General features: G+C 68.9%; 18 protein-coding genes. 7 read left to right on the top strand and 11 right to left on the bottom strand.

Annotation, left to right across the window (positions count from 1 at the left end; all coding sequences use genetic code 11):
* Nucleotides 1-12 precede the first annotated feature (12 nt).
* From M1L58_RS13425 to M1L58_RS13400, 6 genes are all read right to left on the bottom strand, one after another.
* On the bottom strand, nucleotides 13-840 hold the full coding sequence (locus M1L58_RS13425) for an ABC transporter ATP-binding protein (RefSeq protein ID WP_006868805.1): 828 nt from the start codon (nucleotides 838-840) through the stop codon (nucleotides 13-15).
* Nucleotides 841-964: 124 nt separating this feature from the next.
* Complete coding sequence (locus tag M1L58_RS13420; RefSeq protein ID WP_248659257.1) at nucleotides 965-1,972, bottom strand: esterase-like activity of phytase family protein; 1,008 nt, start codon at nucleotides 1,970-1,972, stop codon at nucleotides 965-967.
* Between the two features lie 62 nt (nucleotides 1,973-2,034).
* Nucleotides 2,035-3,861, bottom strand: a complete 1,827-nt coding sequence (locus tag M1L58_RS13415) for a phosphoenolpyruvate carboxykinase (GTP) (RefSeq protein WP_248659256.1) — start codon at nucleotides 3,859-3,861, stop codon at nucleotides 2,035-2,037.
* A gap of 184 nt (nucleotides 3,862-4,045) precedes the next feature.
* Nucleotides 4,046-4,492 carry a DUF6802 family protein gene (locus M1L58_RS13410; RefSeq protein WP_308221812.1) on the bottom strand — a complete coding sequence of 149 codons (447 nt, stop codon included), beginning with the start codon at nucleotides 4,490-4,492 and terminating at the stop codon, nucleotides 4,046-4,048.
* Nucleotides 4,489-5,967 carry a hypothetical protein gene (locus M1L58_RS13405; RefSeq protein ID WP_248659254.1) on the bottom strand — a complete coding sequence of 493 codons (1,479 nt, stop codon included), beginning with the start codon at nucleotides 5,965-5,967 and terminating at the stop codon, nucleotides 4,489-4,491. The genes M1L58_RS13410 and M1L58_RS13405 overlap by 4 nt, the downstream gene beginning before the upstream one ends.
* Nucleotides 5,964-6,839, bottom strand: a complete 876-nt coding sequence (locus M1L58_RS13400; protein ID WP_248659253.1) for a hypothetical protein — start codon at nucleotides 6,837-6,839, stop codon at nucleotides 5,964-5,966. The genes M1L58_RS13405 and M1L58_RS13400 overlap by 4 nt, the downstream gene beginning before the upstream one ends.
* Before the next feature lie 191 nt (nucleotides 6,840-7,030).
* Between M1L58_RS13400 and trmB the strand changes: the two genes are divergently transcribed.
* The 4 genes from trmB to M1L58_RS13380 all read left to right on the top strand — a co-directional run bounded on the left by trmB (nucleotide 7,031) and on the right by M1L58_RS13380 (nucleotide 13,518).
* Entirely contained in the window at nucleotides 7,031-7,819 is a 789-nt protein-coding gene (trmB, locus tag M1L58_RS13395) for a tRNA (guanosine(46)-N7)-methyltransferase TrmB (RefSeq protein ID WP_006868799.1), read from the top strand.
* Nucleotides 7,816-8,502: an NYN domain-containing protein gene (locus M1L58_RS13390; protein ID WP_248659252.1), complete on the top strand. Its 687-nt coding sequence runs from the start codon at nucleotides 7,816-7,818 to the stop codon at nucleotides 8,500-8,502. Before trmB ends, M1L58_RS13390 begins: the two co-directional genes overlap by 4 nt.
* 229 nt (nucleotides 8,503-8,731) lie before the next feature.
* Nucleotides 8,732-11,983 carry an MMPL family transporter gene (locus M1L58_RS13385; protein ID WP_248659251.1) on the top strand — a complete coding sequence of 1,084 codons (3,252 nt, stop codon included), beginning with the start codon at nucleotides 8,732-8,734 and terminating at the stop codon, nucleotides 11,981-11,983.
* Between the two features lie 188 nt (nucleotides 11,984-12,171).
* Nucleotides 12,172-13,518 (top strand): MFS transporter, encoded by a 1,347-nt coding sequence (locus M1L58_RS13380; RefSeq protein ID WP_248659250.1) that lies wholly within the window; start codon nucleotides 12,172-12,174, stop codon nucleotides 13,516-13,518.
* 43 nt (nucleotides 13,519-13,561) lie between these two features.
* Here M1L58_RS13380 and M1L58_RS13375 read toward each other — a convergent pair whose 3' ends face one another.
* The 3 genes from M1L58_RS13375 to M1L58_RS13365 are packed head-to-tail and all read right to left on the bottom strand — an operon-like array spanning nucleotide 13,562 to nucleotide 16,809.
* Nucleotides 13,562-14,257 (bottom strand): response regulator, encoded by a 696-nt coding sequence (locus M1L58_RS13375; RefSeq protein WP_248659249.1) that lies wholly within the window; start codon nucleotides 14,255-14,257, stop codon nucleotides 13,562-13,564.
* A gap of 12 nt (nucleotides 14,258-14,269) precedes the next feature.
* The gene (gene macS / locus M1L58_RS13370) at nucleotides 14,270-15,532 is read right to left on the bottom strand and encodes a MacS family sensor histidine kinase (protein WP_248659248.1); all 1,263 of its coding nucleotides are present in this window, start codon (nucleotides 15,530-15,532) and stop codon (nucleotides 14,270-14,272) included.
* Nucleotides 15,529-16,809, bottom strand: coding sequence for an AI-2E family transporter (locus tag M1L58_RS13365; RefSeq protein WP_248659247.1), 1,281 nt, complete (start codon nucleotides 16,807-16,809; stop codon nucleotides 15,529-15,531). Before M1L58_RS13365 ends, macS begins: the two co-directional genes overlap by 4 nt.
* 76 nt (nucleotides 16,810-16,885) lie before the next feature.
* On the opposite strand from M1L58_RS13365, the gene M1L58_RS13360 reads away from it, so the two are divergent.
* The gene (locus M1L58_RS13360) at nucleotides 16,886-18,043 is read left to right on the top strand and encodes a lysylphosphatidylglycerol synthase transmembrane domain-containing protein (protein ID WP_040537146.1); all 1,158 of its coding nucleotides are present in this window, start codon (nucleotides 16,886-16,888) and stop codon (nucleotides 18,041-18,043) included.
* Nucleotides 18,044-18,049: 6 nt separating this feature from the next.
* Nucleotides 18,050-18,499, top strand: coding sequence for a DUF3054 domain-containing protein (locus M1L58_RS13355; protein ID WP_248659246.1), 450 nt, complete (start codon nucleotides 18,050-18,052; stop codon nucleotides 18,497-18,499).
* Between the two features lie 37 nt (nucleotides 18,500-18,536).
* Here the strand turns inward: M1L58_RS13355 and M1L58_RS13350 are convergent, their stop codons facing one another.
* A complete protein-coding gene (locus M1L58_RS13350; RefSeq protein ID WP_248659245.1) occupies nucleotides 18,537-20,174 on the bottom strand; it encodes an NTF2-like N-terminal transpeptidase domain-containing protein in 1,638 nt (545 codons plus the stop codon).
* 188 nt (nucleotides 20,175-20,362) lie between these two features.
* Between M1L58_RS13350 and M1L58_RS13345 the strand changes: the two genes are divergently transcribed.
* A complete protein-coding gene (locus tag M1L58_RS13345) occupies nucleotides 20,363-21,115 on the top strand; it encodes a pirin family protein (RefSeq protein WP_248659244.1) in 753 nt (250 codons plus the stop codon).
* A gap of 25 nt (nucleotides 21,116-21,140) precedes the next feature.
* On the opposite strand, the gene M1L58_RS13340 is transcribed toward M1L58_RS13345, so the two are convergent.
* A complete protein-coding gene (locus M1L58_RS13340; protein ID WP_248659243.1) occupies nucleotides 21,141-22,532 on the bottom strand; it encodes a hypothetical protein in 1,392 nt (463 codons plus the stop codon).
* Between the last annotated feature and the right edge of the window lie 23 nt (nucleotides 22,533-22,555).

The following is a 22,555-nucleotide window of genomic DNA, read 5'->3' as shown; positions in this document are numbered from 1 at the left end:
TGACGCCACGGCTCAGAGCGCTTTGGAGGTCTCGGCCGCAGCCGACTCGGAGGGGGCGTCGGTGTGATGGACCCCGTCGAGGTTCTTCATCACCTCGAAGACGTCGTCGGCGCTCGGGCGGGCGAGCTCCTGCACGATCTGGCCGTCGGCGAGGAACACCACACGGTCGGCGTACGACGCCGCACGCGGATCGTGGGTCACGATGACGACGGTCTGGCCGAACTCGTCGGTGGCGGCACGCAGGATCGAGAGGACCTCACCGGAGGACCGCGAGTCGAGGTTGCCGGTGGGTTCGTCGCCGAAGATGATGGCGGGCTTGCCGATCAGCGCGCGGGCACACGCCACGCGCTGCTGCTGACCGCCGGAGAGTTCGCTGGGCAGGTGCCCGAGGCGATCGGTGATGCCGAGTCGCTCGGTGACGGCGTCGAACCACTCGGTGTCGACGGTGCGGCCGGCGATGTCGACCGGGAGGGTGATGTTCTCCTTCGCGGTGAGCGTCGGCACCAGGTTGAACGCCTGAAAGACGAACCCGATGCGGTCGCGGCGGAGCATCGTCATCGCCTTGTCGGACAACGCGGTGAGATCGGTGTCGCCGATGTGGACACGACCCTCGCTCGCGACGTCCAGGCCGGCGAGGCAGTGCATCAGCGTCGACTTGCCCGACCCCGACGGACCCATGATGGCGGTGAACTCGCCCTCGCGGAACTGGATCGAAACGCTCTTCAGTGCCTCGACGGCGGTGTCGCCCGTGCCGTACCGCTTGGACAGGTTCTCCGCACCCGCAGCCACTCCGTGTTTCGGCGCTCCGGCATCGCGGGCGGCCGCATCAGTCGTCGTCATGCCCTCAACGGTGCCAAATCCGACGCCGAATGGCTATCAGGTAACCCCCTGACACCACCCTGAGGCGGGAATTGTCACACCCTCCCATCCGCTCCCCGAGTGGCCCCGAGCCCGCGGAGGGGGTCTACTTCGGCAGCTGGACCTCGAACGAGTGGACGCGGGTGGGCGCCCCGGCGTTCTGGGAGACGACGAGCAGGGTCCGGCTGCGTGCCTTGGCGAACGGGGTGTCGGGATGCCAGTTGCCCCAGGCGAGGCCCGACATATCGCCGGTGACGAGGCGCGGCGTGCCGGTCGTGGAGAAGATGCGACGCTTCGGCATCACCTTCTCCTTGCCGGAGAGCTTCTTCGTACCGGCCACCGACGTCGCGCCGCGGGTGGTCGTCCAGAAGATGTTGGTCAGCTTGCCCGCACCACGCTCGAGGACCAAGAAGTCGGTGGAATTGATCGCCAGCACGTCGGCCGCGACCTTGTTGGCGTCGGTGCGGTAGACGAACTCGCGGTTGGGCTTGCCGAAGGTGAGCAGACGCGCCGAGGTGCGGCCGTCCTGCTTGAGTCCGCCCGCGGTCAGCACCGAGACCTGCCCCTGCGGACCGACCGCGACGCCGGTGAGCCCGCGCTGCCCGGCGACGCCCGACTTGGACGAGGGACGCCACGCGGCCGGCAGCGGGAGGTCGCGGGTGAACTGGCCCAGCGGGCCGATCTGTCGGACGAACTGGTTGTTGCCGCCGCTGACGACGGTGTAGCCGCCGTTGGTCTTGCGGATGCCCTCGAACTGCGCGCCGCCGGGCAGCAGCGGCACAAACCACGGTCCGAGAACGGTACCGCCGCCGTTGAGTGTCGGCCGACCCACGAATGATGCGGTCTCCGAGGAGTATCCGATCCGAGCGGTGAAGAACCGTGCGGGGAGCACGTCCTCGGCGATCAGGGCGTACTGACCGTTACCGGTCCGGTCCAGGCCGGTGATCCGGTTGAACGTCGGGACGAAGTCGCCGAGCGTCGTCGTGTCGGTGTAGTACGCGCTGACGCCGGCGCCGGAAGCCGGTGCGGCCGTGGCTGGTTGAACTGCGAGCGGAGAGGACAACCCGAGTACACATGCACCGGCGATCGTGGCCCCCCACAAACGTAGCTTCATGAGGGGCACGATACCTCAACCGTCACATCAGTCTCAGGCCGAACTACCGGACCGATCGCCGATCAGGCCAGACGCTGCTTGAGACCTTCGAGCTCGTCGCGCAGCGAGGTCGGCAGCTTCGGGCCGATGAACTCGAAGAGCTCCTCGATCGACGGGATCTCCTCGCGCCACTCGTCGGCCTTGAACGCCAGCGCCTCGGCGACGTCCTCGGCGGGCACGTCGAGACCGGACACGTCGATGTCCTCCGGCTTGGCGACGATGCCGATCGGCGTCTCGATGCCCTCGGCCTCACCCTCGATGCGGCCGATGATCCACTTCAGCACGCGGCTGTTCTCGCCGAATCCGGGCCACAGGAAGCGCTTGTCGTCGCCACGACGGAACCAGTTGACGTAGAACACCTTCGGCAGCTTGGACTCGTCGGCGTTCTTGCCGATGTTCACCCAGTGCTGCAGGTAGTCACCGACGTGGTAGCCCATGAACGGCAGCATCGCCATCGGGTCGCGACGCACGGTGCCGACCTTGCCCTCGGCTGCGGCGGTCTGCTCCGAGCCGACGGTGGCGCCCATGAAGACACCGGTCTGCCAGTCGCGGGCCTCGGTCACCAGCGGGACGGTGGTCTTGCGGCGGCCGCCGAACAGGATCGCCGAGATCGGCACGCCCTTCGGGTCGTCCCACTCGTCGGCCAGCGACGGGCACTGCGAGATCGGGGTGCAGTAACGCGAGTTCGGGTGCGCCGCATTGCTTCCGGACTCGGGAGTCCAGTCGTTGCCGAGCCAGTCGGTCAGGTGGGCGGGGGCCTCGCCGTCGATGCCCTCCCACCAGATGTCACCGTCGTCGGTGCGAGCGACGTTGGTGTACAGGGTGTTTCCGGCCTCGATGGTCTTCATCGCGTTCGGGTTCGAGTCGTAGCTGGTGCCGGGTGCGACACCGAAGAAACCGAACTCCGGGTTGATCGCGTAGAGGCGGCCGTCCTCGCCGAAGCGCATCCAGGCGATGTCGTCGCCGACGGTCTCGGCCTTCCAGCCCGGGATGGTGGGCTGCAGCATCGCGAGATTCGTCTTGCCACAGGCACTCGGGAACGCCGCGGCGACGTAGTAGACCTTGTTCGCCGGGCTGGTGAGCTTGAGGATGAGCATGTGCTCGGCCATCCAGCCCTCGTCGCGGGCGATGACCGATGCGATGCGCAGGGCGTAGCACTTCTTGCCGAGCAGGGCGTTGCCGCCGTAACCCGAACCGAAGGACCAGATCTCGCGGGTCTCGGGGAAGTGGGTGATGTACTTCTCGGTGTTGCACGGCCACGGCACGTCGGCCTGGCCCGGCTCCAGCGGCGCACCCACCGAGTGCAGTGCCTTCACGAAGAAGCCGTCCTCGCCGAGGATCTCGAGCACGCGCGGGCCGACGCGGGTCATGATCTTCATGGACAGGACGACGTACTCGGAGTCGGTGATCTCCACGCCCAGCTTCGGGTCGTCGGAGTCGAGCGGGCCCATGCAGAACGGGATGACGAACATCGTGCGGCCGCGCATCGAGCCCCGATACAGATCGGTCATCGTGGCGCGCATCTCGGCGGGCTCGACCCAGTTGTTGGTCGGGCCGGCGTCTTCTTCCTTCTCCGAGCAGATGTAGGTCCGCGACTCGACGCGGGCGACATCGGCGGGATCGGAGCTGGCGAGGAAGGAGTTCGGCTTCTTCTCCTCGTTGAGCTTCACGAGGGTGCCGGCCTTCACCAGATCGTCGGTGAGGCGTTCCCACTCCTCGTCGCTGCCGTCGGACCACACGACCCGATCGGGCTGCGTCAATTCCGCGACCTCGGCAACCCAGGCCAACAGACCCTGGTGGTTGGTCGGCGCGCTGCTCGGGTCCAGTCCGGGGATGGTGGCTGCGGTCATCGTTGGGGCCTCCTGGCGAGCGTGTGACCTGCTGGAATGGTCACCGGTCAGTCGTCTAGGTGTCCAGGATACGTGCACCGAGCGGACGCTAGGTGTGGGGGTCGGCGACTGCGGCTTATCCCACACCGAGGGGATATGGGACCAAAGTCCCTGGAAGACGGCCGTCGGCCGATCCTCGGCCTGCTCAGCCGATACGCCCCGAGCCGCCGGGGATCCATTCGCCGGTCTCCGGGTCGAGCACGGCCGAGCTGAAGCCGCCGTCGGCCCCGATCTCGGTGATCTTGTCGACCTGCCCGTCCCGGTCGCTGTCGGTGTACACGGTGAACCCGTCCGGCCCGTTCCGGGTGAGCGAGTCGTTCACCCCGTCGTCGTCGGTGTCGACCTCCGCCGGGCCGAGATCCCAGATGCGGCCGTCCTCGTGCATCCACAGGTGATCGTCCAGGTCGTCGGCGGCCGATTCCGCATGGACCGCGGCGACCGATTCGACGTGCGGGTCGTATCCGGGGCCGGCGCCGGGGAGAGCCGCGGTCTCGAACGGCCCACCCGACAGGGCCGCTGCGTCGGGCCGGCCGGCGCCGAACGGATCGCCTCCCGCGTGGTCACCGTCGAAGATCGAATCCATCTCGTTCACCTTGTCCCGTCCTCGCCGGAGCCGGCCTGTTCGTCCGTGCTCGGGTGGTTCTCGTCGTCGCGATCCGCCCACAACTGCTCGGAGCGGGCCAGGAGCTCGCGGTGCACAACTTCCGCGCGGTCCCGGCGAAGACGCACGTCCCGGTTCGTCACGCCCCCGCGCAACCTCCGGATCTCGTCGTCGATCTGCGCGATCTGTTCGCTCGTCCGTCGTGCGCGGCGTTCGTGGGCCCGGGCGATCTGCCCCGCGATCCGGGTCTCGGCCGCGGCGAACCGCAAGCCGAGCTGATGATCGAGTGCGGAGCGCGCAACGCTGAGCCGCTCGGTGCTGCGGGCCGTGCGCTCGGCGCGTTCCAAAGCACCCCGCCTGACCCGGATCACCCAGACCGCGACGCCGATCCCCAGCAGCAGGGTCAGCGGCATGCTGATCCACTGCAGCGTCTGCACCGACGCCATCGGTGCGACGATCAGGCGCCCGATGCCCAGGCCGGTCGAGGCGCCGATGACGACGAGCAGCGCATCCTCGGCACCACCGCGCCGACGGCCATCGCCCGGGCCGTCGGCGGGAAGCGGGGTTTCCGCCCACGGCTCCGGTGGGGAAGGTTCGGGGTCGAGTCCGACCAGGGCAGTGGCCGCGACCTCCTCGATGCGCTCGTCGGCATCCCGACGGATGCCGTCGGCGAGGTCGTCCCAGCGCCTGCCGAGCCACGATTGATGCTCGGGAACGTTGTCCGGCGCGTCCCCCGCTGCCAGCGCCGCTAGTCCACGCACACGTGCCTGGAGTTCGGCTGAGGACTGCGCCCGGGCTCGGGTCAGGCCGGCGCGCACGGCTGCGAGCCGATCCGCGCGGCCACGATCTCGCGAAGACAGCAGCCGGCGCCGGGCATTCATCAACTCGTCCTGCGATCCGGATGCGTCGGTTCCGTTGTCGGTGTCGTCCAGCAGGTGTTCGACGACGCCGACGCCTGCAGCGAGACGGGCACGCTCGACGCGCACCGCGTCGGGGGCCTCGAGCGCTTCGCGTACCCAGTCGACCAGCGCGTCGAGCCCGGAGTCCTCGACGGCGCCGCCGAGCGCAGCGGCCGCCGACACCCCGAACAACGGCATCGTCCCGAACGGGTCGAGGGTCTTGCGATGGTCGCGAACGATCCGGGGCCATTCCCAGAACGCGTCGATCTTGGTGCACACCAGTGCGACGGTCCCGACCGTCGCACGCACCCGCGCGACAAGCTGGAGTTCCTCATCACCCACCGACGACGCGGGATCGACGACGACCAGCGCGACTCCGGGCCGGGCTCCGGCCTCGATGTCCCGGATGTGGGTGTCGAGATCAGGGGCCAATCCCTGAAGGGCGTCGACGAGGGTGTGCACGCCGACACCCTCGGTGCCGACGACCAGGACTCCGGAGCCGGTTCCGACGGTCGCGGCGTCGAACCCGGTCAGTTCTCGCGCCGCGTCGAGTGCCCGCGCACTCATCCGACACCTCCGGCCGCGAGCAGACGTTCGGCGTTCACCCGGTCGCAGCCTCTGGCAGCCGCACGTTCCAGCTCGGCGCGGACCTCGACCTCGCGCCAGAAGCGGACCCGGCCCACGCGGTCACCGAACGCCGCACCGAGCTGCGGAACCCCGCTTCGGGCGTGCAGAGCGCGGTTGAGCGCGTCCGCGTCGGCCGCCTCCGCGGATTCTTCCGCGATCAGCCGCAGGGCAGTACTGATGCCATGGGCGTCGATGCGGCGCAGCAGGCCTTGCCGCAGGAGACGTTCCGCCGACCCCGGCGCACCGACGAGGAACCGGCCGGCCATCGACGGCATCTCGGTTCGTTCGGCGGCCAGCCGGGTGAGGGCGTCGAACTCCGCGGCGTCGAGATCGGCACAGGCGAGCAGCTGTGAGACGACGTGCACCGGAAGGCCCAGGTGCGTCGAAGACCGCCGGGCGACATCGGTCGCGGCCTCCCAGTCCGGGTGGGTGTCGGCCTTGCCGAGGACGACGATGACCCGGTCGGCAGGCAGCGAGCCCAGCAGTTCGTGGTCGGCGCGACGCGGGGGCCCGGCCAGCACGTGAAGCCAGAGGTCGGCGTCGGCGGCAGCGCGTGGATCCTCGCCAGGGCCGGTCACGGTCAGTGCGAGCCGCTCGCGCAGAGCGCGCGCCATCGTGTCGCGACCGGCTCCCGGTCGGCCGACCACCTGCACATGTAGCGGACGCAGAAAACGCTGTCCGGCCGCAGCGAGGACCGGGACCAGCGGAGACGACGGTTCGACGAGATCGGCGAGTCCGCCCTGCTCCGCGGCCGCCGAGAGGGAATCGTGGGACGGCCGCCACCCGGGCGGCGGGTTCGTCGGTGTACGCACGTTCGCCCCCACGTCTCGACAACCCTTCCCCGCCCGGCACCCCGCGTGCTCCGCGGCTGGCCCGAGACTAATCCGGATTCGCCCCGATGGCTCTCGGACCTCCACATCCCCGCCGAGAGCGCGTCGGAGTCCCGGAGAATCCCCGACCACTTGACGGACACGATCACCCGCGACTTCGCGGAAACGCCACGATGCGCAACGATGGACGGGTGAACAACAGCGCTGACAGGTCACGGCTGTACCCCCGCGTGACGAGCTTCCGATTCCGCCGGGGGACCTTGACGACCGGACAGCAACGCAACTGGGAGACCCTCTGGCCCGTCCTCGGCCGCGACCTCGAGATCGGTCCGGAACGCATTCCCGAGCCCCAGCTCGACCTGAACGCCATGTTCGGCCGGGACAACCCGAAGGTCCTCGAGATCGGCAGCGGCACCGGCATCTCGACCGCGGCGATGGCCGAGGCCGAACCCGACGTCGACGTGGTGGCCGTCGAGGTCTACAAGCCGGGCCTGGCCCAGCTGCTCGGTCTCATCGACCGGAACGGGCTGACCAACGTGCGCCTGATCCGCGGTGACGCGTCGATCGTCCTGCGGGAACTGATCCCGTCGTCGAGCCTCACCGGCGTCCGACTGTTCTTCCCGGACCCCTGGCCCAAGTCGCGTCACCACAAGCGCCGGTTCGTCCAGACGGGCACACTGGAGCTGATCGCCGACCGTCTCGTCCCCGGCGGCGTGCTCCACATCGCCACCGACCACGCGAACTACGCCGAGTGGATCGCCGAGAAGCTCGCCACCCAGGACGCCGACCGCCCCCACGTCGTACAGCTCACCCGCGAGTCGCCGATCCTGCTGGAACGGCCGACGACGAAGTTCGAGGGTCGGGCGGAACGAGAAGGCCGGTTCGTCAGCGAGTTCGTGTACACGCGGCCCATCCCGCCGGCTTCCGCGTCCGGCGACACCCCTGACGGGAGCCCGGCATGACCGACCAGACCACCCCGGCCGGAACGACCACCGGCTTCGCGGACACCATCTCGGGTCAGACCGGCACACGCCGGATGCTGCTGGTGTGGGACGCGCCCAACATGGACATGGGTCTCGGCGCCCTGCTCGGCGGCCGTCCGACCGCCGCACACCGGCCTCGATTCGACGCGTTGGGCCGTTGGCTGCTGCAGCGCACGGCAGATGTGTCAGCTCTCACGGAGAACGGCGGCGTCGTCGAACCCGAGGCGACCGTCTTCACCAACATCGCCCCAGGTAGCGCCGATGTTGTGCGTCCCTGGGTGGATGCCCTGCGGAACGTCGGTTTTGCGGTTTTCGCCAAGCCGAAGCTGTCCGAGGACAGCGATGTGGACTCCGACATGCTCGACCACATCGAACTTCGCAGGCACACTGTTGGACTAGCCGGCGTGATCGTGGCGTCCGCCGACGGCCAGGCATTCCGCGAGCCGCTCCTCGAAGCGGCCGCCGACGGGGTGCCCGTCACCGTCATCGGGTTCCGCGAACACGCCAGTTGGGCCCTCACCACCGAGGAACTGGAGTTCATCGACCTCGAGGACATCCCAGGCGTGTTCCGGGAGCCCCTGCCCCGCATCGGGCTGGACTCGCTCCCGGACGAAGGCGCCTGGCTCACACCGTTCCGGCCGCTCAGCGCGCTACTGCGCTGACCGGCACGCGGTGCCTCGTCGCAGGACGCCGAGGTGCTCACTGAGGGCGTCACCGATTCCGATACCTCAGGGATCACTCAGGCAACACTGTCAAGATCTCACGGAGAACTGACAGAATCGCGACCGGCACCGTTCACCCCCGGGACGGCGTCCCGTCCGAGCGCACCGACGGCCCGACACCCCCGATCGTGGCCGGCGCCCGACACGTCGCACAAGAAAGGACATCAGCGTGTTCCGAGTAATCGGCACATTCGTGTATCGAATGCGCTTCCTCGTCATCGCGGTGATGATCGCCCTGATGGCGGGACTCGGACTATACGGTCTCGACCTCAGCAAGCATCTGAGTCAGAGCGGTTGGTTCGACCCCACGTCGGAATCCGATCTCGGTGCCCGTTACGCCGACAAGGCCCTGGGACGCGATCACACGTCTGATGTCATCCTCCTGGTCACCCCGCCGGAGGGCACGACGGTCGACGACCCGGCCTTCGGCAAGAAGGTGGAGACCTTCGTCGAAGACCTCATCGCGACCCACCCCGACATCGTCGGGCGCAGCGACCCCGGCCTCTACGACCCGTTCCTCGTCCAGCCCGCCCAGAGCGCGGTCCAGGAGCGACTCTTCACCCCCGACAAACGCCAGGCCTTCATCAGCATCGGCGTCGCGGGCGACGACGACACGTCGGTACTGGAGAACTACAACACCATCGAACCGTTCTTCGACGACATCGCCGAACGCTTCGACATCCCCGGCGCCACCTTCGAACTCGCCGGTCTGCAACCCGTCGCCGGGTCGATGGCCGACGGCATGGACAAGGACATCAAGCGCGCCGAGGTGATCGCGCTGCCGGTTGTCGCACTCATGCTGTTCTTCGTCTTCGGCGGCGTCATCGCGGCGTGTCTGCCGGTCCTCATCGGCGGCCTGACGATCGCGGGCTCGCTGGGCATCATGAAGATGCTCGCCCTGACCACCGAACTCAACATCTTCGCGCAGTCGGTGGTCACGCTCATCGGTCTGGGCATCGCCATCGACTACGGCCTGTTCATCGTCTCTCGGTTCCGAGAGGAACTCGGTGAGGGCTACTCCACGAAGGCAGCGGTCCGAAGAACCGTGATGACCGCAGGTCAGACGGTGGTCTTCTCGGCGACGATCATCGTCGCCGCCCTGGCCTGCCTGCTGATCATGCCGCAGGGATTCCTCAAGTCGGTGGCCTACGGCGCCATCGCATCGGTCTCCCTCGCCGCGATCCTGTCGATCACCGTGTTGCCGGCGATCCTGGGCATCCTCGGACCGCGGGTCAACATGCTGTCGATCAGTTCGATCCTCAAGTACACGGCGATCCCGCTGGTCCGACGCTTCTCGACCGAGGAACGCGCCGTCGCGCTGGAGAACCGGTTCTCCGGCCGGATGAAGACCAGCCAAGAAGTCGAGAACGGCTTCTGGGGACGCCTGGCCACGTGGGTGATGAAGAACCCGCTGAAGACGGCCATTCCGACGGTGCTCCTCCTCCTCGCCCTGACGGTCCCGTTCGGCAGCATCCAGTTCGGCGGCATCAGCGAGAAGTTCCTGCCGCCGGACAACTCCGCACGCGTCGCCCAGGAGAAGTTCGACGAGTACTTCCCCAGCGAGCGCACCGAGGCGGTCAAGCTCGTCATCGTCTACGACGAGACGAACCAGGAAGACCAGAACAAGCTCGAGGCCATCGCCCGTCAGGCCGACGAGGTCCCGGGTTTCACCAACAAGTTCAGTGACCCCGACAAGGCCGGCTTCGGTTCCTACGACGCCGAGCGGTACCCGAACGTGGGCGTCTACCAGGTCTCGGCCGGCCTGGTCGACCGCACCCAGGCGGCGAAGGCGATCGACCAGCTCCGGGCGATCGACACGCAGGGCCTCACCATGTACGTGACGGGTACCCCGGCGCTCACCCAGGATTCGATCGACGCGCTGATGAACCGGTTGCCGCTGATGGCGATCATGCTGGTCCTCATCACCGGCCTGTTGATGTTCCTGCAGTTCGGATCGCTGGTCCTGCCGATCAAGGCGGCGTTGATGACCGCTCTCGGTCTCGGCGCGACGCTGGGCATCCTCACCTGGATCTTCGTCGACGGCCACGGCGCGGGACTCGCGAACTTCACCCCGGGTCCGCTGTTCGCGGCGATCCTGGTCCTGATCATCGCGATCATCTTCGGTCTCTCCACCGATTACGAGGTGTTCCTGCTCTCCAGAATGGTCGAGGCCAGACAGCGGGGAGCCAGCACCACCGAGTCCATCCGGAGCGGCATCGCCCACACCGGCGGCATCATCACCGCGGCGGCGGCCATCCTGGTCGTGGTGACGGGCGCATTCAGCCTGTCCGACATCGTGATGATGAAGTACATCGCCTACGGCATGATCGCGGCGCTTATCCTCGACGCCACCGTGATCCGCATGCTGCTCGTGCCGTCGGTGATGAAGCTGCTCGGTGATGACTGCTGGTGGGCACCTCGCTGGATGCAGACCGTGCAGCGCAAGATCGGTCTCGGCGAGGCCGTGCTCGAGGACGAGCCCGACGAGCAGCGCGACTCCAGCGCGGCACGCAAGATGAGTGCGGGCACGCTGGTCGCGGAGGCCCCGACCTCGGTCATGGCCGCGGCCCGGCCGCGCACCGCCCCCGCCGGAGCCGCACCCGCTCGCCGCGGAGCCCCGGGACCGGATGGTCGCCGGCCCGTCCCTCCGCGTCCCGCACCACCCCAGCCACAGGGCAATGCACCCCAGTCCGGTGCACCGCAGCCGAGTGCACCGATGACCAACGCGCCGCTGTCGAAGACGAGGCAGCCCGGTCCGCCTGTCCGCAACGGCGGCCCGGGGCCGGTCCCGTCGGCACCCGTGCCCGGGGACACCCCCGGTCGCGCGGTCCCCGGCCGTGTCGGTCCGTCGGCACCGCCCACCGCGCAGCCGACCGAGGCACCCCGCCCCGAGCGTCGCCCGACGGCGCCGTACCGGCGGTCGGCGCTGCCCAAGAGCGATCGCCCGGACACCGGTGGGTGGACCCTCGGCGAGGGCGGTATCCGCCTCGGCGATCCCGCCCCGCGCGGTGACCGCCCGACGAGCACCACTCCCCCGCCGGCGCCGCCGGTCCGTACGTCTGCGCCGACCGACGCACCTGCGCGTGACGCGGGTTCGCGGTCCCCACTGGGTCGACGCCCGAGCCTCGACGACGCGGGCCGTCGACCGCTGGCCGCTTCGGTGTCGCCGGAGAACTCGACGCCGACGACCCGTGGTCGCCGGACCTCGGGACCGTCTCCGATGGAGCGGGGACTGAGTCCGGACGCCACCCCGGCGGCCACGCCCCGCCCGGGAACCGGACCCGTCGGCCCGCGGTCCGCGGACGCCGACTCGGGTCGTCGCCGCCCGCGGTCCGACCGGCACGCCCGTTCGGACGAGACCGGTGACGACGCCCAGATCAGCGTGCAGGAGCTGCTGAAGCGCAGCCGCTCGGAGAAGTAGTCACGGACAAGGACAAGTGCACTCGACGGCCGGTGGGGGTTCGCCTCCACCGGCCGTTCTCGTTATTGATCCGGCGTCGATGTTCATCAATCGCGGCTTGGCCAGGACTGGGCATTGCCCTGATGTGACTGCGCACACACCCCGCGCAGGATGACTTCCAGCCCACAAACGCTGGAGGTACAGCCCGCATGAACTCTTCCACCTGGACGTCCCCGGAGCATCGCCGCAGCGTGCTCTGGATCGTCACCCTCGCCGCCGTCGCGATCGTCTTCGACGGCTACGACCTGGTCGTCTACGGCACGGTCCTGCCCACGTTGCTCGACGACCCGGGACAACTGGGCGAGCTGACCCCGGCGACCGCCGGTGCTCTCGGTTCGTACGCCCTCATCGGCGTGATGATCGGCGCCCTGGTGGCCGGGGCGTTCGGCGACCGGGTCGGCCGGCGCCGGATGATGTTGTTCAACATCGTCTGGTTCTCGGTCGGCATGGCGGCCACCGCGCTGGCGACCGACCTCGTCTCCTTCGGCGTCCTGCGCTGTCTCACCGGCATCGGCATCGGCGGCCTGGTCGCGACCGCGGGTGCGATGGTCGCGGAGTTCGCGCCGACCTCCAAGCGGAATCTGTTCAACGCCGTCGTCTACAGCGGGGTCCCGGCGGGCGGTGTCCTCGCCTCGGTGCTGGCGATGCTGTTCGCCGACCACATCGGGTGGCGCGGCCTGTTCTGGATCGGCGCGCTGCCCCTCGTCACGCTGCTCCCGCTGGCTGTGTTGAAGATGCCCGAGTCGCCACAGTGGCTCGCGGCACGCGGACGGTACGAAGAGGCCCGTGAGATCAGTACGCGCACCGGTATCCCGGTGGACCTGCGCGCACGTCACCTCGGCGTCGCGCCGGAACCCGTACCCGGAAAGCTCGGCTTCGCCGCACTCGCCACGCGCCGGTTCGCCGTCCCCACACTGCTTCTGGGCATGATGAGTTTCGTCGGACTGCTGTTGACCTACGGTCTCAACACCTGGCTCCCGCAGATCATGAAGGCCAACGGATTCGACGCGAAGGGATCGCTGTCGTTCCTGCTGGTCCTCAACGGCGGCGCGATCGTCGGCGGTCTGATCGCCGCCCGGCTCGCCGATCGCCGCGGCCCGCAGCAGGTGGTCGCGACCTCGTTCTGTCTGGCGACGTTCGCGCTCGTGTGCCTGACCTTCGGTCTGCCGCTGCCGATCCTGCTGGCCGCGGTCGCGGTTGCCGGCACGGGCACCATCGGAACCCAGGTGCTGATCTACGGTTTCGTGTCGAACTTCTACCCGACCGAGGCGCGCGGCGCGGGCGTCGCCTGGTGTGCCGGGTTCGGTCGGCTGGGTGGGATCGTCGGTCCGGTCATCGGCGGCCTGCTGATCGGCGCCGGGATTTCCTCGGGCACGGCGTTCTACCTGTTCGCCGGCATCGCGCTGGCCGGTGCAGCGGCGACGCTGCGGGTCGTCGCACCGAAGGCGGAACCTTCCACGCCGACCACGCCGGGCGTGCTCGCCACTGCCGAATAGACTCCGGCACCGGGTTTTTCGTTCACACGGCCTGGAAGTGGACTCAGTCCTCTTCCAGGCCGTGTTCGATGACATACCGGGTCAGTTCCACCCGGTTACCCAACTGCAGCTTCCGGAGCGTGGCCTGGACGTGGTTCTCGACGGTGCGATGGCTGAGGGACAGCCGTCGGGCAATCTGCTTGGCGCTCAGCCCTTTCGCCACGAGACGCAACACCTCCGTCTCCCGCTCGGTCAGGACCGGCGTCGCCGGTGAGGCATCCGGTTGCTGCGACATCCGGCGGTACTCACCGAGGACGAGTCCTGCGAGGCCGGGCGTGAAGACCGCCTGACCATCGGCGGTCGCGCGGACCGCGGACACCAACTCCTCGCGGGACGACGACTTCACGAGGTACCCACTCGCACCGGCCTTCACGGCCTCGAGCACGTCGTCGCGCTCCCCGGAGGCCGACAGCACGAGGATGCGGGTTCGCGGCGAGACCTCCAGCACCGCCACGGTCGCATCGGCGCCCGAACCGTCGGGGAGCTGCATGTCCATCAGCACGACGTCCGGCGTGACCGCGGCAGCACGTCGGCCTGCGCTGGCCACCCCGTCGGCGGTGGCGACGACGTCGAATCCCTCGTCGGCAAGGTCGCGGGCGACCGCATCACGCCAGATCGGGTGATCGTCGACGACCATGATCCGCAACCCTCCGGCCTCACCGTCCACCACGCCCCCGCCCTCCGATCCGCCCGTGCCCATCCGTTTCTCCCATCAGTTCCGCCGGCCCTCAGTACTGCTCCCGCTGAAGCCCTGCCGGCGCGGCTGCCGCGGAACCGTGAACTCCCACTCGGTCCCGCCACCGGGTTCGGTGTCGAGGACAGCGCTCCCGCCCAGCGATTCAATCCGTCCGACAATGGATTTCGCGACGCCGAGGCGCCCTTGCGACACCGCTTGCGCCAGCCGGCCCGCACTGATCCCGATACCGTCGTCGCGCACGCTGACCACCACGTCGTCCCCCAGATCCTCCACCAGGATGTAGGCGCGCGCATCGGGCCCCGCGTGATGGCGGGTGTTGTCGAGGGCGTTGAGCACCGCGGCGCGGATCTCCTGCCCGATGTGGGCGGGTACCGCAACCGGGTCGGCCGGCGCGCTCACCGAGACCCGGTCGTCGGCGAAGTCCCGCAGGGCGGCCGCGAGGTCGAGTTCGCCGGTTTCTCCCGCGCCGTCGAGCACGGACTCGGAGCCCGCGTCGCCGGCGTCGGAGATCAACCGGCGTAGCGCGCGTTCCTGTTCGGCGGCCAGTGAGGCCAATTCTGCGGTGGGCCCGCCGATCTCACGGCCGCGTCGGGCGATGAGTGCGAGCACCTGCAACACACCGTCGTGCACCTCGCGAGACAGGCGTTCGCGTTCCTCCGCGGCCGCCGCGATTCGCGCTGCGGCCGAGAGCTTCTCATGGGAGCGTCGGGCATTCGCCGCCGCGAGGCCCACCGCCATCCCGGTGGCGACGATCACGATGATCGTGGCGTTGCGCCCGAAGTTCAGGTTCAGCTCGCCCTTGACGAACGTGCTCGTCCCGCCGACGACGAGTCCGGTGACGATCCCGCCGACCGGCCCCGCCAGGATCGCGACCGAGATGACCGCGTTGGTGGCCCACAGCGTCGTCGGCCAGGTCTGGTTGTTCCACGCCCACTCGGCGTCGGCCACATAGGAGGTGGACAGCATCAGGCCGCAGACCAACAACACTTCGGCGGTCACCCAGTAGCGGCTACGGGCGAATCCGACGAAGTATCCGATCCCGCTGACCGCTGTCCAGACGGTCAGCAGACCGAAGAGTGCCCACGCGACGGCCCGATGTTGGAGGTCGTCGTTGATCGCCATCTGGAAGCCGAGTGCGTAGAGATAGGACAGCACCCGGAAGATCTGCGCACCACGCCACAGTGGGCCGACCGGATCGACGTCGACGGCGCGGGCCAGTCGCCCCGCCTCCGTGTCCCGCATCTGCGCGACCCACCGCGTCGACGGCTGTGCGCTCATGACGTCCCGGGGTCCTGCGGGCCTGTCTCGGGGTCGCGCTCCGGCGGGGTCGCTGCGTGCGGTTTCGTCCCTCCCTCGCCCACGGCCTCCGCGGTCGCGTCGGGATCGGCGGTGTCCCACATGGGTTCGTTGGGTTCGGCGACATATCCGCCGGGGTGGACCTCGGTGTCGCGCTCGGCGTCGGCCGCGCCCTTGAGGTGACGTATCGCGGTGTTGAGGAAGGCGATCAGCGGCACGGCCAGCAGGCCGCCGATGATCCCGGCCGAGACCAGGCCCGCGGCGATGCCGAGGACCACGGCCACCGGATGCAACCGCACCGAACGACCGAGCAGGAACGGCTGCAGCACATGACTTTCCAGCTGCATCACGCCGACCACGATCGCGAGTGCGACCACGGCCGCGATCCACCCCTGGGTGATCAGGGCGACCAGCACCGCCAATGAACCGCTCAACAGCGCACCGACGATCGGGATGAAGGCACCGAGGAACACCAGCGATGCCAGCGGAAGCGCGAGTGGCACCTGCAGGATGGCCAGGCCGACACCGATACCGCAGGCGTCGACGAAGGCCACGGCGACCGTCGCCCGCACGTATCCGACGAGCGTCCCGAACCCGGCGATCCCCGCTCGCCACACCCGGTCACGACTCCCCGACGGCACGAGACCGGTGGAGAACCGCCAGATCTCCGCCCCGCCGTAGAGGAAGAAGATGAGGAGGAAGAGGGTCAACAGTGCACCGGTGATGATCTCGCTCGCGGTGGTCGCGGTCGCGAGTGCGCCGCTGGTGACGCGATCCTGATTGTGCTGCAGAAAGTTCACGACGTCCGAGCCGGCGTTACGCACCTGCTCCGGATCGAGATCGAGCGGCCCCTCGATCAGCCACTGCTTGGTGCGCTCGACCGTGTCGCTGACCTCGTCGACCAGCTGCGGCACACCCCGCATGAACTCGCGCACCACGAACGTCATCACCCCGGCGATGAAGCCCAGCGCCAGGAGGATGTTGAGCAGCACCGCCAGCGACCTCGGTACCCCGCGACGGTCGAGGGCGTCGACCGCGGGTACGAGCATCGCCGCCACCAGGATCGCCAGCGCGACCGGGACCAGCACCTCTTCGAACTCCACGAAGAGCTTCGCGGCGACGTAGGCGGCGACGAGGAGCAGGAGCAGTCGCCACGCCCATTCGGCGGCGGCCCGCACCTGCGGGTGGACCCTGGCACGGTCGATGGACGCGAGGTCGGGGGTTACGTGCGGCCGACCGGCCGGTTCGGCTTCGCTCACGAGAGCAACAGTAGACAGTCCGGTCAGCGGACGGTGGTGGACATGCGGGAGCGCACCCTGGCCTAGGGTGTCACCTATGTCGGAGGATGTTGGCTCACCAGGGGATGTGACCGCACGCCCCGCCACCCGCCCCCGCTTCTGGTGGGTGCGCTGGGTCCTCCTTGCCGTCGTCCTGGTGATCCTCGGTGTCGAGATCGTGCTGATCTGGCCCGAGTTGAAGAAGGCCTGGCTGCGCATCGACAACATCAAATGGCATTGGGTGTTCGCGTGTGTCGTGGCCGCGATGCTGTCGATGGACAGCTTCGCGCAGGTCCAGCGGGCATTGTTGCGCTCGGCCGGCGTCCGGGTGACGCAGTGGAAGTCGCTGTCGGTCATCCTCGCCGCCAACTCGCTGAGCCAGACCATGCCGGGCGGCCAGGTGCTGGCGCCGGCCTTCACCTACCGCGAGACCCGCAAGTGGGGCGCGACGCCGGTCGTCGCGTCGTGGCAGGTCGTGATGTCGGGTCTGCTCGCCGGCGTCGGACTCGCGGTTCTCGGTTTCGGCGGCGCGATGCTCGCCGGCGCCAAGACGAGCCCGTTCTCGGTCGTCTTCTCGGTCGCCGGGCTGCTCGCCGTCGCCATCGTCCTGCAGTACCTCGCCAGCCACCCCGAGTCGCTGAAGAGCACCGGGATCCGGGTGCTGGGGTGGATCAATCAGCTCCGCAACAAGCCCGACGACCACGGCACCGAGAAGCTCTTCGAACTGCTGGAACAGCTCCGGGCCGTGCAGCTCACCAAACGCGACACGTCGATCGCGTTCGGTTGGAGCCTGTTCAACTGGGTCGCCGACGTCGCCTGCCTGATGTTCGCCTGCTGGGCCGTCGACGCACACCCGAGTATCGCGGGACTGATGGTCGCGTACGCGGCCGGCAAGGCCGTCGGCACGGCGATCCCGCTGCTCCCGGGCGGTATCGGCGTCGTCGACGCCGTGCTGGTCCCCGCCCTGACCAGTGCCGGCATGCCCGCCGCCGACGCCATCACCGCCGTCCTGATCTACCGCATCATCAGCTACGTCTTCGTCGCGGTGGTCGGCTGGGTCGTCATCGCGATCATGTTCCGCAACCGGATCCGGCGCGACGACACCTTCATCGACGAGGTGGAACGCGACGTCGACGCGGCTGCGCACCAGGAGTCCTCCGGCATGGAACCCGGTCAAGGTTCCGACACTGATCCGCCGCCGGACCCGGTACGGTAATCCACCATGTCGATCCCGAACCCCACCGAGGAGGGGACCTCACCGGTGCGGGGAACCGCGACCGGGCCGATGGCCGCCCTGTTCGACGCGGTGGCCATCACGATCTTCGTGGCGATCGGCCGGGCCAGCCACGAAGAGGGGTACGCCCCGGTCGCCTTCCTGCACACACTGTGGCCGTTCCTGGTCGGCTGTGCGGCCGGCTGGTCGATCACCTACGTGTACGCCCATGTGCGCTCCAGCGACTTCTTCGGCCACGACTTCCGGCCCGACCGCGTCGTGCCGGTCGGCATCGTCATCTGGTTCTGCACCGTGACCGTCGCGATGATCCTGCGCTTCATCCTCAGCCAGGGCGTGGCCGTCAGCTTCGTCATCGTCGCGACCGTGACGCTGGCCCTGTTCCTGCTCGGGTGGCGCGCGGTGTTCGCCTACCTGGGCCGGCGCGCCGCCACCCGCTGACTCTTCGCACGGCCTCCCCGACGGCCGACGTTCGCGCCTACTTGATCGTGAAGTACTTCTGCGCCACCTGGAGCGCCGCGGTACCCGACTTCGGACCCTCGGTGTAGATCACGACGACCTGCCCACCCTGGATGCCGACGAACCAGCCCGGCCCCTCGGGACCGTTGGTCCCGACCAGCGCCTTCAGGCCGGGAGCACGGGTCAGGTCGCTCGCATCGCCGGTGGTCGCGGTGGTGGTCATCGCCCGCAGGATCGGTCCGACCAGCGCAGGGTCGAGGCCTCCGAGTTCACCGCCGGCGACCTTGGTGGGCACGTTCTTGAGGACGAACGGCGGCACCGACGACGGCTGACCCGCGGCGGCCCGTGCCAGGGCGACGCCGAGCGCACCCATGTTGGTCATCGACATGTTGGTCTGGCCCGGACGGAAGCCGATAGTCGCGATACCGGGTTGTCCCGGTGTCGGGACGCTGGCACCGGGGACGGTGAACTGCACGCCGAGGCCCAGGCGGTCGAGGAGCGTCTCCGCCTGCTCGGGTTGTGCGCCGGAGACGCGGCCGACCTCGTCGAAAACCGGGTTCAGCGTCGAGCCGACCGGGTACGCCCGATCGATCTCGATGTTGCGTTCGGCGGCGTAGGTGTTCTGCGCCATGCCGAGGATCGCACCGCTCTGGGCGTCGAGGGTGAGGATCGTGGCAGGCTGCCCGACCTCGACCGCGGCGTCGCCCAGGGTCAGCTGCACACCCTGGTCGACGGTCGACAACACGTCGGGTCCGGGCGGTCCCTGCTCACCGGCGAGACGGCGGGGCCGGAGGCCGGGATTGACCATCTCGACCTGCCAGCCGGCGGTGGCGTCGCGGATCGCCTGCCAGTAGTTGGTCAGGCCGTCCTCGAGCGGCGACGACAGACGTCGGTCGGCCATGACGAGCTGGTCGGTGCGGTTCACGCTCACCCCGGGCACGCGGGCGGGATCACCGGCGAGAACCTGCATGTCCGGATCGCGCAGGGTCACGGCGATGACCGGCTTGCCGGGCGCCTCGGCCAGCTTCTCGCTGATGACCGCGGGGGTGATCAGCGGGGCGATCGGCGCGATGACCCCGGACAGCGCCCGGGTCGTCGCGGCCAGATCGCGGGTTTGTGCAGGGTCGATGACGATTTCGTTGACCGGCTGGAGGTACATGAAGACCTTGCCCGACCGGCTGCGCACCGACGGCGCGGGCGTCGCGTCGGTCCGGATCTCGCGGAGGTGTCCGCCGGCGCCGAGTCCCGGATGCAGGATCGCCGGATCCCAGGTGACCTTCCAGCCCGACGACAGCTTCCGTGCGGTTCCCTCGCTGTTCGCCTCGTAGACGCGTCCCTTGTCCCAGTTCCACTTGGTGGTCAGGGCGAAGGTCGCGGTGCCGTCGCTGTACTCGACGGGTTTCTCGATGTCGACGTCGATCCGTTGTGCTGACATCTCTTTCAGCGTCGTGGTCAGACTGTCACCGGCTTGACCAGGGGCAGTCGTGAACTGCGCGGCACCGCCGGCGTCCTGGCGGCTCAGCGCGGTGGCGAACGCATCGATGGCGGCGGCGGCACCGGAGTTCGACGTTCCGGTGAGCGAACAGGAGCTCACGACGACGGCACAGGTGACCGCGGCACAAGCGGCGGACGTTGCGCGCTTGACCCAGATCTTCATGACGACAATTTTCACTCTTGTCACACTCGAAATCGACGCTCTCAGCTTCCATTCGGGAATCAAGCCGGTCACGAACGCGTCTCGTCCTGTAATCTTCACACCACAGCCGACGACCGGGTGTGGTTTCGTTCACGAAACCGCGGCGATCTCGACCGAAGGCGGGGTCGACCGACTGCGATGATGGACCCATGGCTTTCACGGTGATCCCCGGCGACGATCGTATGGTCACGACGACCGACTGGCTCACTTCGCGGCACGGGTTCTCCTTCGGCGACTACTACGATCCCGACAACACCCATTTCGGCGCCCTCCTCGCGTTCAACGACGAGGAGGTGGCACCCGGCGAGGGTTTCGACCTCCACCACCATCAGGAGAGCGAGATCGTCACCTGGGTGGTGTCCGGGTCGCTCGTGCACCGGGATTCGGCCGGACACGCGGGCGTGCTCTATCCGGGTCTGGTGCAACGGATGAGCGCCGGGACCGGGGTCGAACACTCCGAGCGCAACGACGCATGGCCGGACCTGGCCGGTTCGGGAACCCAACCGGTGCACTACGTCCAGATGTGGCTGATGCCCGACCGCCACGGCCTCGAGCCGTCCTACGACCAGGCCGACGTCGCCGATCGGTTGGCCGCCGGCGAGCTGATCCCCGTCGCTTCCGGTGACCCCGGCCGCGGGGCCGCGATCTCGATCGCCAACGCCGGCGCCACCCTCTACGCCGTGCGGTTGAGCCCCGGCGGGAAGTCCGAGATCCCGACTGCCCGCTTCACGCTGCTTTTCGTCGTCGCGGGCCGGGCTCAGGCCACCGTCGACGCGGAGCCCGCAGCCTTGCGTGCCGGGGACGCCGTGCGCGCCGTCGACGCCGAACTGATGTCGGTCACGTCCGACGCCGGCGCCGAGATCCTGGTCTGGTCGATGGCAACGGGGCTCGGGGGTTCCTGAGGCCTGCGAGCGGACCCGGCCGCAGTCACCAGATCCGGTGCGGCAGGCCCCAGGCGGTCAACTCCTCGGCAAGCAGCCGCCGAAGTGTGTCGTCGTCGACGAAGTGCTGCTCGTCGAAGCCGCACAGGGTGAATGTCACGTTCGTCTCCGTTCGCGCCATCCAGGCGTGAATCCCCTCGCCGTAGCGAAGTCGACCCTCGGAGTCGACGCCTTGCGGGACGCCCCGCACCGTGACCGCCGATGCTCGGACCCCTCCGACGGTGCACACTTCGGGTGGAAGGTCGCCGATGTTCGATGCCATAGCGTCCGGATACGAGGCCTCCGGGGCTCCCCTCTTCGCGATCAGAGACGGCGGGAGGAACCACCCCAGGGGCACCAGGTGTACCTCGGTCGCGCGTCGGCCGCCCGCCAGCGCCTTGTAGGCCCTTCGGCATTCCTCGCGGATCACGCCGAGATCCATCACGGGGGCGGGTACGGGCGAGAGGTAGATCGACACGCCCGCCACCGCGTTACCCCGGTCGTGATCCTCGTCGGTTCGGGCCGCGACCGGGATGCCGACCTTGATCTGATTGTCCGGTGCGGTGTAACCGCTGGCCCGGAGCAGGCCCGAGACGACCGCGATGTACAGCGAGTTGGCGGTGCCTCCGTGACTGCGGGCGACCTCGTCCCAGTCGGCAGTGGGGACGGTCGCGGTCGTCCAGACCGGGGTCGCCGCTGGTGCCCGCTCAGCGAGCGGGGAACGGGGCGCCCGCGAGTCAAGGGGTTGTCTCTCGTCTTCGACCGTCCGGATGTCGGCCTTCACCGCTCGCAGAATCCCGGCGCAGGCCGCGCCGAGGTGCCGCGCGGCGTCGACGACGTCGGAGGATCGCGACGCGACCGGGTGCGGGACCTTCGGCGGGATCATCCGATCGCCCCGCTCGACGGCTGCCAGCGCCTCGGCGACCGCGGCGACACGTGCTTTGCCGTCGGCGACCATGTGCAACGTGCACAGCGACACCACGGTGCGGCCGGTCTCCGTCACGGCGGCACGCAGACGCCAGCAGCGCCCCTCGTCCGGGTCGAGCCGGACGCCGCGCAATTCGTCCAGGGCCCAGTCAGCCACCGCGTCGTCGGCGATCCGCTGCTCGTCGAGAACGAGAGGCACCGGCCGAGGTGCCCGGACCCAATACGGTCGGGCGCCACGCACTCGTGGCTCGACAAGTTGCCGGTGCAGCCGACCGTGACACAGCGCGTCGTTGAACCGTCGGAGACTCTCCGGGTTCACTTCCTCCGGGAAGTCCCACACCATCTGCTGGACCACCGACCAGCCAGCCGCCCGGTACAGCAGCCACCACGGCGCGTCGCCGACGGTGAATCGGACCAGGTCGGGGACGGGGCGGAAGGCCCTCGAGTTGTCTTCGATGGGGTTGTCGCGCACGACTTCCGATGTTTTCACACGAT

This window comes from Gordonia sp. C13 (assembly GCF_023218005.1).
GTDB lineage: Bacteria > Actinomycetota > Actinomycetes > Mycobacteriales > Mycobacteriaceae > Gordonia > Gordonia namibiensis.
The sequence above is the reverse complement of the archived record's forward strand: the minus strand, read 5'-3'. Positions and strand labels throughout refer to the sequence as shown.

Coding starts and splice junctions, on each gene's coding strand:
- M1L58_RS13425 (WP_006868805.1), bottom strand. CDS start 840: ATGACGACGACTGATGCGGCCGCCCGCGATGCCGGAGCGCCGAAACAC.
- M1L58_RS13420 (WP_248659257.1), bottom strand. CDS start 1,972: ATGAAGCTACGTTTGTGGGGGGCCACGATCGCCGGTGCATGTGTACTC.
- M1L58_RS13415 (WP_248659256.1), bottom strand. CDS start 3,861: ATGACCGCAGCCACCATCCCCGGACTGGACCCGAGCAGCGCGCCGACC.
- M1L58_RS13405 (WP_248659254.1), bottom strand. CDS start 5,967: ATGAGTGCGCGGGCACTCGACGCGGCGCGAGAACTGACCGGGTTCGAC.
- trmB (WP_006868799.1), top strand. CDS start 7,031: ATGCGCAACGATGGACGGGTGAACAACAGCGCTGACAGGTCACGGCTG.
- M1L58_RS13390 (WP_248659252.1), top strand. CDS start 7,816: ATGACCGACCAGACCACCCCGGCCGGAACGACCACCGGCTTCGCGGAC.
- M1L58_RS13380 (WP_248659250.1), top strand. CDS start 12,172: ATGAACTCTTCCACCTGGACGTCCCCGGAGCATCGCCGCAGCGTGCTC.
- M1L58_RS13375 (WP_248659249.1), bottom strand. CDS start 14,257: ATGGGCACGGGCGGATCGGAGGGCGGGGGCGTGGTGGACGGTGAGGCC.
- macS (WP_248659248.1), bottom strand. CDS start 15,532: ATGAGCGCACAGCCGTCGACGCGGTGGGTCGCGCAGATGCGGGACACG.
- M1L58_RS13360 (WP_040537146.1), top strand. CDS start 16,886: ATGTCGGAGGATGTTGGCTCACCAGGGGATGTGACCGCACGCCCCGCC.
- M1L58_RS13355 (WP_248659246.1), top strand. CDS start 18,050: ATGTCGATCCCGAACCCCACCGAGGAGGGGACCTCACCGGTGCGGGGA.
- M1L58_RS13350 (WP_248659245.1), bottom strand. CDS start 20,174: ATGAAGATCTGGGTCAAGCGCGCAACGTCCGCCGCTTGTGCCGCGGTC.
- M1L58_RS13345 (WP_248659244.1), top strand. CDS start 20,363: ATGGCTTTCACGGTGATCCCCGGCGACGATCGTATGGTCACGACGACC.